The following is a 9,310-nucleotide window of genomic DNA, read 5'->3' on the forward strand; positions in this document are numbered from 1 at the left end:
ACTTGTTACTTTTTAAAATGAGAATTGCTGCTTTTAGCGATGGGATGAATGCTGATACTAAATCCGTTGAGTACAGGCTAGTTATGAGACGAGGCACTAAAAGGGGAAATAAATAATCAGTTTTTAATAACAGGATTTAGTATGACATTCAGTTTTCTTCCCACTTCCCACTCCCCAATTCATAATTCATAATTCCCCAAGGATTGGATGATTGAAGCCTTCTGAAGCAAAAGAATATCTGTGATTGCTATCAAAACTGTTATATTATATAAAAATATTTCTGAGATTTTTTCTATGCCTCTAATTAAAATTCAAACTTCTGTCACCTCCCTCGATGATGAGACGGTTAATCAACTTTTGCAGAGTCTTTCGGCTAAATTAGCTAAACATCTGGGAAAACCCGAATCCTATGTGATGACAGCTTTAGAATCGGGTATAAAAATGACTTTTGCTGGCACTTTTGAGCCAGTGTGTTATGTGGAGATTAAAAGTGTTGGTTCTATTTCCGCCGCTCAAACTAAAAGCATGAGTAGTGATTTTTGTCAAGAAATTGAGGCTTATTTAGGAATACCGAAAAATCGCATTTATCTAGAATTTGCCGAGGCGAAAGGTGATCTTTGGGGATGGAATGGCACTACTTTTGGCTAATTTATGCCAAAATTATCGGAGATAGGGCTTATTTTAACTCTCTGGTTAAGATTTTTGCCTGTTCAATCCAAGCTAACATCACCGCAATATCGGGACATAAATCGCGTCTTTGCAGATTAGCCACCTGAAAGCGGAGAATCTGTCGATGCAACTGCTGAATTGATGTCTGTGCCAATTGCGGGATGGAAGCAATACCGGCATGAACCAGCAAACCGCAGTATTGACAACCCACGGCGGGAATCGAGGCTAACTCCGCCATTGCCACCCACTTATTAATATATTTAGCCTGAATTTGCATTCTTACTGCTAATTTTTCCTTACCCAATTGCGGACGAACTTTTTGCAGAAGTTGTGCGGTGGTGTCGATACCGCAATCCTTTAATTTTTGGCAATCTTGGTCACTTAACCCCGGCAAATGTTCAATTAACCAGCTTTACCTGTGGATAAGTTGCGATCGATTCATCGAAATTATTAACTATTGATAAGTAGATTATAGCAGTTATCTTCAGACCCAGATTAGCTGGTCGATGTCTCGTGAGAATCGATCCCCCTAGGTTCGGCATCTTCTTAAAAAAGGGGAAAAAGGAGGAATTTGATGTGTAGTTTTTAGGAATTATACACAGAAAAAAAGTTGATAGAACCAAAACGGTCTATCAACTCTTAAAATTATCTATTCAAGAACTAAAAATTAACGTTCTTGAAAGACGATTTTTTTGTCCAGGGAAGGACGGTTATTCGACTTAGAGGGGTACTTACTACCACCACTGCGGGGAGTTTTATTAATCACCGGTTTACTGCTCGTCGCTGCGGGAACTTCCCAATCGGTTTTCATCCACTGGGGACAATTTTGATCGTAGATCATTTGCAGGGCAGCCGCCGCGATCGCTTGGGGATCGTATTCTTCACTTAAATCCCGCACTAAAGGCAAGAAAGAAGCCATCCGTTCCCCCGATAAAGCCTCTTTTAGCTGATTTTGCAGCTTGGCCAGGCGTTTTGCTTCTACTTCGGCGCGACTAGGAATGGGACTAGATTCCAGACGTTGACGCAGACGCTGTTCAATCTGACGCAACAAACGCCGATCGATCGGTTCTACTAAAGATATAGCAGTTCCCGTTTTACCGGCGCGGCCCGTGCGGCCAATGCGGTGAATATAGGTTTCGGCATTATCCGGCAGATCATAGTTAATAACGTGGCTGAGATTTTCCACATCTAGACCGCGGGCTGCGATATCCGTGGCTACCACTAATTTAATTTTGCCCTCGCGGAAACGTTGCACCAGTCGTTCCCGTTGCACTTGGCTTAAGTTACCGTGGTATTCATCCACCGTTTGCCCCGCTTCTTGCAGTTTGCTGGTTAATTCGGCCGCGGTTTGCTTGGTGCGGACGAAAATAATCGCCGATTCTAGGGGTTCGATCTCTAACAGGGGTTGCAGGACTTTTAATTTCGTCCAACCGCGAGGGATCAGATAAATTTTCTGCTCGATCTTAGCAGGAGCGGCCTGGGGTTGAGAAACCGTCACAGAAACGGGAGATTTCAAGAAATTAGCGATTAAATCGCGGATTTCCCGGGGCATAGTTGCCGAGAAACAGGCGGTTTGACGGGTGGAGGGGGATGCTTGCAGAATTTTCTTAACATCATCGATAAAACCCATACTGAGCATTTCGTCCGCTTCATCGAGGACTACCCAGTTTAAGGATTCTAGATGGAGTTTTTTGCGATCAAGCAGATCGATTACCCGGCCGGGAGTCCCGACCACAATCTGGACACCTTTTTCCAGACTGCGGATCTGACGTTCCATGGATTGACCACCACAGACTGTCAGGATAAAGAGACGACGATCATCAGAGAAATCTTTGATGGCGCTGGCTACCTGTTGGGCTAATTCCCGGGTGGGGGTGAGGATTAAAGCTTGAACGTTAGGATTTTTGGTGTCCATGCGTTCCAGTAAAGGCAGGGAATAGGCGGCGGTTTTGCCGGTTCCCGTTTGCGACATTCCTACCATGTCATGCCCTTCTAGAAGGAGAGGGATGGCTTTGGTTTGAATTTCGGTGGGGGTGGTGAATCCAAGCGTTTCTAGGTGTTGAAGACGGCTATCGGATAAACCTAAATTGTTGAAACCAGTGGTCATAGGGATTGTTTTGTGGGAATTAAATAAGAAAAATGGAAAAATTAGACTATTTCGCCGTAGAGATCGTAGGTATCGGCCGCAGTGATTCGGACCTGTACGATCGCACCTAGAATCGCCTCCCCTGTCACATAAACCAAGCCATCCACTTCCGGGGAAAAACGAGCGGAGCGCCCGATTAATTCTCCTGTTTCCGGGTTTTCCTGTTCGATGAGAACATCGACAGTTTGACCGATATAAGCTTGATTTTTGCGTTCCGAGATCGGTTGCTGAGTTAACATCAACCTTTCGCGGCGTTCGTCCATAATTGCCTGTGGCACTGGATCGGGCAGGTCAAAAGCGGCTGTACCTTCTTCGGCGGAGAAGGTAAACACCCCGACGTGATCGAACTCATGACGCTTGACAAATTCCAGCAGATGGCTGAAATGTTCCTCGGTTTCTCCGGGGAAACCGACGATAAAAGTCGTTCGTAAAACCGCGTTCGGGATAGCTTGCTTGATCCGCTCGATAATGCCATCGTTGACTCGTCCTTGCCAGGGACGGTTCATCGCCCGCAGGATGTGGGGATGGGAATGTTGTAGCGGCAAGTCTAGATAGGGTAAAACATTCGGGGTCTCTCGGATCGCCTCGATAACCTTTGGCGTTAACCCGGTCGGGTAAGCGTAGTGAACGCGAATCCAAGGTATATCGACTTCTGCCAGCGCTCGCAAGAGTTCCGCTAATTTGGGTTCGCCATATAAGTCTAACCCATAATTGGTTGTTATTTGCGAAATGAGAATTAATTCTTGCACCCCTTGGCTGGCCAATTGTCGCGCTTCGGCCACAATGGACTCGATCGAACGGGATCTTTGATCGCCGCGCAGGTGGGGAATAATACAGAAAGCACAGCGATAATCGCAGCCTTCGGCCACCCGCAGATAGGCGACTCCCTCGCTGGTGGTGCGATAACGGGGCAGATTTTCATCGGCGATAAAAGTGGGATCGGTGCTGACTTCTTTGACGCGTTCTCCCGTCTCTACCCGTTCGACGATCTCGACAATTTTCTGATAATCCCCCGTGCCGACAATGGCCACGGCTTCCGGCAATTCCGTCAGGAGTTCATCTTGGAAATGTTGGGCCATACAGCCGGAGATAATAATTTTTTTATTAGCTTCCGCCAGTTCCACGAGGGTGCGAACGGATTCTTCTCTAGCTGCTTGAATGAAACTACAGGTATTAACGATAACGTAATCGGCCAACTCCTCGTCATTATCTACGGGATAGCCGGCCTTGGCCAGCAGTCCTAACATATGCTCGGAGTCGATCCGGTTTTTCTCACAGCCTAGGTGTGAGATAGCGATAGTTGGCTTATTGCCCATGCGATCGAGTATCAACCAAATCTTAAACTTCTTTTTTAATGTTAAGACATTGTGAACTACTCTCAACGGATTTGAGAGCTTCCTGCTTCAATGGGATGCGCTTTCTACCTCGAAAGATAGCAAGTCTTACCTTCCCTCACCTTGCAGGAGTCCTAGTTCCTAAGACCCACACTTTTTCTTGCAACACGACCCGCCGAAGCTTGGTTATCGCTTAAGGAATAGTGGTCAAGACCTGTTTATGATAACATAGTTTTTTGGAATTGTCTATATACAAAGTCAGCATTCATGAGGGGAACCCTGGGGCGAATTACTTCGCCCCTTTAAAAGCCCCGTCCCATCCCACTAAGCGCGAGGGACTTCTGCTGACACTAAGTTAAAATAATTTCCCCCCCGTGGAACCGTGGCTAGGCTTTCACCCTGTTAAAATGGGTGAGCGGCGCATGGTTTGGGACGCTAAGAGTAGTAGACGCTGTGAACTTAATTGCAACTTTCAAGACAAAAAACCCGATTATTGGCGTGGTTCATCTCGCCCCCCTGCCCACTTCCCCCCGTTGGGGTGGCAGTCTCAAGACGGTGATCGAGCGGGCTGAACAGGAGGCGACGGCTTTGGCTGCCGGCGGTGTTGATGGTTTGATTATCGAGAATTTTTTTGATGCCCCCTTTACTAAGCAACAGGTGGATCCCGCCGTGGTTAGTGCCATGACTTTAATTGTCGATCGCATTAAAAATCTGGTGGTCCTACCGATTGGTCTTAATGTTCTCCGCAATGATGCCCATAGTGCTTTAGCGATCGCTACCTGTGTTAATGCCCAATTTATTCGGGTTAATGTGCTAACGGGGGTTATGGCCACCGATCAGGGCATTATTGAGGGTCAGGCACACGAACTCCTGCGTTATCGCCGCGAATTGGGGTCTGAGGTCAAAATTTTAGCGGATGTTTTGGTTAAACACGCCCGCCCCTTGGGAACTCCTAATCTGACTACGGCAGTGCAAGATACGATCGAACGGGGACTAGCAGACGGGGTGATCCTCTCCGGTTGGGCTACCGGTAGCCCCCCCAGTTTTGAGGATTTGGAACTGGCAGTGGCGGCGGCCAAGGGAACGCCGGTTTTTATCGGCAGCGGGGCTGATTTGGACAATATCGGGCGGTTACTGCCGGCTGCTGATGGGGTGATCGTGGCTAGTTCCCTCAAGCGTCATGGCAAAATTACTGAACCGGTGGATCCGATTCGGGTGTCGCAATTTGTGGAAACGGCCCGGCAGATCAACGATCAAAAGGCAAAAATTAATAATTCTCTCCCTTCTTTGCCCCTGTCCACATAACCCCTTGCTAGAATGGCGGATAGTTTCAGGGGATAGCTATCCTAAGTTTTTAGGAATTGAAAACGTCCTAATTAACACAATATGGTTAGGGAATTTTTCCTTTCGACAAAGTACATTTCGATTTCTCTCCTGACTCCTGAATTCTGCTGTAATTTAATCTAAATAATATTATGCGTCGTCGTTCTGTACCTTGGATTCATCGCTACTCCCGGCCCCTAATTGGGGGCGTTTCGATCGTGGGGGCGATTCTGACCGGCTATTTAACCATTACCAAACTGACGGGAGGGGCTGCTGCCTGTACCGCCGGGGCTAGTGATGGGGCTGGTTGTAGTGGTGTTCTTAATAGTCCCTACGCTACGGTTTTCGGGCTGCCCTTGAGTTTGTTCGGTTTTTTGGCCTATATTGCCATGGCGGTTTTTGCCCTCAGTCCTCTATTTATCAATGGGGAAACTCAGAAAAATCTCCGCAAAAGTTTAGAAAATAATACCTGGTTATTGCTGTTAGCGGGGGCGACGGCGATGGCGGTATTTAGTGGTTATTTAATGTATATTCTAGCCACGGACTTAAAGGAATTGTGTCCCTACTGCATTACTTCGGCTTTGTTCGCTTTAACCTTATTAATTCTCACAATTATCGGTCGCGAATGGGAAGGTTTAGGACAAATTATACTGCCGATGGTTGTGGTGGCGATGATTACTTTGGTGGGAACTTTAGCGGTTTATACGGGAGTAAATTCCCCCACCGTGACAGGAGGAAAAGAAGAAATTACCCGGCCAATGACAGCGGCTACCCCCCCCTACGGTTGGGAAGTAACCACGGTTCCGGGAAAAGCAGAAATCGCCCTGGCTAAACATTTAAAAGCAATTGGTGCGAAGGAATACGGGGCTTTTTGGTGTCCCCACTGTTACGATCAAAAACAGTTATTTGGTAAGGAAGCGGGAGAAATCCTCAAAAAAGAAGGGGTTTATATCGAATGCGATCCCCAAGGGGTTAATGGTAATCCCCAAGCTTGTCGCGATGCCGGAATTAAAGGTTTCCCCACTTGGATTATTAAGGGTCAAGAATATTCGGGAACCCAAAGATTAGAGAAATTAGCGGAGGTTTCTGGTTATACCGGCCCGATGAATTTTAAATATACAGTTCCGGGACGTAAGTAGGAAAGAGTTAAAATTTATACTGGAGGCTGAACCTTGTTCAGCCTTTATTGTTGTTTATTAAGTTTAGCTACTTTGATTTATAATAAAAACGTAGATAAGTTGCTAATTATTGGTTATGACTCAGGTAAATCTACAAAAAGCCGCTAATATTCTCGGTGTAACTACCGCAGAAATACTAACATGGCAAAAGAAAAAATTAATCAAAGGTCAGAAAATTAATCAAGTTGATTGGTTATTTAATCTCGAGCAATTAACCAATCTTAAAAATAACCAATTCCCTGGAGAATTGAAAATCTTACAAACTGTTGAGCCAACTAATTACACAGTTATCGAATTATTTGCTGGTTGTGGTGGTATGGCTTTAGGTTTAGAAAATGCGGGACTAAAAACACAATTACTGGTGGAAATTAATCAAGATTGTGTTAATACTTTAAGACTCAATCGACCGCAATGGAATGTTATAAATCAAGACATAAAAAAGATTGAATTTTCTGATTTTAGAGACAAAATAGATATTGTAGCTGGAGGTTTTCCCTGCCAACCTTTTAGTTATGCTGGGTTAGGGAAAGGATTAGAAGATTTGAGAGGGAGCTTATTTTTTGAATTTGCTCGTTGTTTACAGGAAGTGCAACCTAAAATCGCTATAGCCGAAAATGTTCGAGGATTATTAAGCAATAAAAAAGGAGAAACCCTGCAATTAATGCTGCAAGCTTTACAGGAAATCGGTTATTATGCTGCTTATCAAGTTTTATCAGCCCAATTTCTCGATGTTCCCCAAAAAAGAGAAAGATTAATTATTATTGCCACCCGTCAAGACCTAAATATTAAACCCATTTTTCCCCAATATAGAAACTATACTATTTCTCTGAAAAAAGCTCTAGAGAATTGTCCAAGTTCTCCAGGAGTAGAATATAAAGAAAGAAAAAAAGAGATTATGTCCTTAGTTCCCCCAGGAGGAAATTGGCGGAATTTGCCGATGGATATTCAAAAAGAATATATGAAAAATAGTCTCAAAAATCACGGCGGACGGACAGGATATGCTAAAAGATTATCTTGGGATGAACCGGCTTTAACTATTACCTGTAGTCCGGCACAAACCCAAACAGAAAGATGTCATCCCCAAGAAACTCGTCCTTTGACTGTGAGAGAATATGCACGAGTGCAGTCCTTCCCTGATGATTGGCAATTTACCGGTAATTTAACCTCTCAATATCGACAGATTGGTAATGCGGTTCCCGTTAATATGGCCTATCATCTTGGTGGCTGTTTAATTAATATGTTGCCAGGGGATTATCTGGGGGAAACACAGCCAAAAACCGAACAGTTAAGCATTCCGGGGTTAGAAGTTAATTAATTTTGACTAAAAGTAAATAGGGCTTGCTGAATAAATGTGAAATGTATGCAAGGTAAGGGTTTTAGGGATCGTCGCCCGTACTTTTTCAGCAAACCCTAACTATTCGTAATCACTGACACGCAAAAACTATTGATTTAGGATAAGTAGGGAGGCACAATTATTTGTAGGATGGGTTAGCGGTAGCGTAACCCATGCGGGCGTTGGGTTTCATGCCTCAACCCAACCTACGTTCTGACACGCAAAAACTATTGATTTAGGATAACAAAGACAATTATAATACTTTTAAATCACCGATAACTGTTTCAGTTTTATTGTTAGATGGTATAGGGAATCTCAATAAATGGATGTTGATTGAGATCAAAATCTTGGCTATTACGAGTGACTAATTTGAGATTATAGTAAAGGGCGATCGCTGCTTGAATGGCATCGGGCAATTTCCATTGAATAACCTTTTTGTTAGGCTGTTTGGTTGCCTTTTTTTTGATTTGTTCACGACGGATTTGAATGACTAAATCAGTGATGTTGACATCTAAATCTATCAGGGGAAAATGGCTTAACAACTCTCCTGCTTTTTCAAAGGAATTATCATCATCAAAACCAATGAGAACTTCGGCTTTAGTAATGACAGAAATATAACTTTCATCTCGGTGAGCTTTTAGATAAACTGTAGCTTGGGTAATACCATTAAAATGGTCGATTAAAATACAGGAGTCTATTAATCGTTTCATATCCACTCCTCCCGAATTTTTTGCTGATATTCTAAGCCATCTCCTTTAGTCCAGATTGCCTGGGTTTTATCTAATAAGGCTTCAAAATCGGCTTCTGTCTTTTCATCCTCAACTACTTGAATGTTAATGGCTAACTTTGTTCCTGCTTTAAAGGGTAAGTTAGAGAGGATAATCTTCTGAGAATGATCGATGATTAAATAGGTTTGATAACTATTCATAATTATTGACACGCAAAAACTATTGATTTAAGTAGGTAGGCACAATTATTTGTAGGATGGGTTAGCGGTAGCGTAACCCATGCGGGCGTTGGGTTTCATGCTTCAACCCAACCTACGTTCATTTTATATTTAATTCCACCCACCCACTTAGGACAACAAATACAATTATAATACTTTTGATTTTTATATCTCGTTCCCAGGTTCTACCTGAACTAATAACTGTTCACTGAATCAAGGGTTCTCTCTGAATATTACTTTAAGGCAGAGCCCTGACTGACGGACACATTTTTCAATACAAAGACAAGTACTGTTATGTGAAAGCCTCAAACTCCTGAATAAAAGAAAAGGTAATTTTGCCATAATAATCCTGACGAGCTTTGCGAGAAGCAAAACAGGGAA

General features: G+C 43.8%; 9 protein-coding genes. 4 read left to right on the forward strand and 5 right to left on the reverse strand.

The features are described from left to right. Positions 1–294: 294 nt before the first annotated feature. The gene (locus IM477_RS22125; RefSeq protein ID WP_002734736.1) at positions 295–648 is read left to right on the forward strand and encodes a phenylpyruvate tautomerase MIF-related protein; all 354 of its coding nucleotides are present in this window, start codon (positions 295–297) and stop codon (positions 646–648) included. Between the two features lie 28 nt (positions 649–676). On the opposite strand, the gene IM477_RS22130 is transcribed toward IM477_RS22125, so the two are convergent. The 3 genes from IM477_RS22130 to rimO form a co-directional block, all read right to left on the reverse strand. Then, entirely contained in the window at positions 677–1,063 is a 387-nt protein-coding gene (locus IM477_RS22130) for a DUF4332 domain-containing protein (protein WP_242034718.1), read from the reverse strand. A 273-nt stretch (positions 1,064–1,336) separates the two neighbouring features. Next, positions 1,337–2,776: a DEAD/DEAH box helicase gene (locus IM477_RS22135; RefSeq protein WP_190380384.1), complete on the reverse strand. Its 1,440-nt coding sequence runs from the start codon at positions 2,774–2,776 to the stop codon at positions 1,337–1,339. Between the two features lie 41 nt (positions 2,777–2,817). Then, positions 2,818–4,131, reverse strand: coding sequence for a 30S ribosomal protein S12 methylthiotransferase RimO (rimO, locus tag IM477_RS22140; protein ID WP_287733501.1), 1,314 nt, complete (start codon positions 4,129–4,131; stop codon positions 2,818–2,820). A 471-nt stretch (positions 4,132–4,602) separates the two neighbouring features. Between rimO and btpA the strand changes: the two genes are divergently transcribed. The 3 genes from btpA (at position 4,603) to IM477_RS22155 (ending at position 7,965) form a co-directional block, all read left to right on the forward strand. Next, positions 4,603–5,454 (forward strand): photosystem I biogenesis protein BtpA, encoded by an 852-nt coding sequence (btpA, locus tag IM477_RS22145; protein ID WP_004158629.1) that lies wholly within the window; start codon positions 4,603–4,605, stop codon positions 5,452–5,454. A gap of 170 nt (positions 5,455–5,624) precedes the next feature. Beyond that, complete coding sequence (locus IM477_RS22150; RefSeq protein ID WP_287733497.1) at positions 5,625–6,611, forward strand: vitamin K epoxide reductase family protein; 987 nt, start codon at positions 5,625–5,627, stop codon at positions 6,609–6,611. A 115-nt stretch (positions 6,612–6,726) separates the two neighbouring features. Continuing rightward, on the forward strand, positions 6,727–7,965 hold the full coding sequence (locus IM477_RS22155; RefSeq protein WP_287733498.1) for a DNA cytosine methyltransferase: 1,239 nt from the start codon (positions 6,727–6,729) through the stop codon (positions 7,963–7,965). 314 nt (positions 7,966–8,279) lie between these two features. Here the strand turns inward: IM477_RS22155 and IM477_RS22160 are convergent, their stop codons facing one another. Both IM477_RS22160 and IM477_RS22165 read right to left on the reverse strand, forming a co-directional pair. Beyond that, positions 8,280–8,693: a PIN domain-containing protein gene (locus tag IM477_RS22160; protein ID WP_272082764.1), complete on the reverse strand. Its 414-nt coding sequence runs from the start codon at positions 8,691–8,693 to the stop codon at positions 8,280–8,282. Further along, positions 8,690–8,911 carry a hypothetical protein gene (locus IM477_RS22165; RefSeq protein WP_002794017.1) on the reverse strand — a complete coding sequence of 74 codons (222 nt, stop codon included), beginning with the start codon at positions 8,909–8,911 and terminating at the stop codon, positions 8,690–8,692. Before IM477_RS22165 ends, IM477_RS22160 begins: the two co-directional genes overlap by 4 nt. Positions 8,912–9,310 lie beyond the last annotated feature (399 nt).

Source organism: Microcystis sp. M090S1, from assembly GCF_020246295.1.
In the GTDB taxonomy this organism is placed as follows: domain Bacteria; phylum Cyanobacteriota; class Cyanobacteriia; order Cyanobacteriales; family Microcystaceae; genus Microcystis; species Microcystis aeruginosa.

Coding starts and splice junctions, on each gene's coding strand:
- IM477_RS22135 (WP_190380384.1), bottom strand. CDS start 2,776: ATGACCACTGGTTTCAACAATTTAGGTTTATCCGATAGCCGTCTTCAA.
- IM477_RS22160 (WP_272082764.1), bottom strand. CDS start 8,693: ATGAAACGATTAATAGACTCCTGTATTTTAATCGACCATTTTAATGGT.
- IM477_RS22125 (WP_002734736.1), top strand. CDS start 295: ATGCCTCTAATTAAAATTCAAACTTCTGTCACCTCCCTCGATGATGAG.
- IM477_RS22150 (WP_287733497.1), top strand. CDS start 5,625: ATGCGTCGTCGTTCTGTACCTTGGATTCATCGCTACTCCCGGCCCCTA.
- IM477_RS22165 (WP_002794017.1), bottom strand. CDS start 8,911: ATGAATAGTTATCAAACCTATTTAATCATCGATCATTCTCAGAAGATT.
- IM477_RS22155 (WP_287733498.1), top strand. CDS start 6,727: ATGACTCAGGTAAATCTACAAAAAGCCGCTAATATTCTCGGTGTAACT.
- rimO (WP_287733501.1), bottom strand. CDS start 4,131: ATGGGCAATAAGCCAACTATCGCTATCTCACACCTAGGCTGTGAGAAA.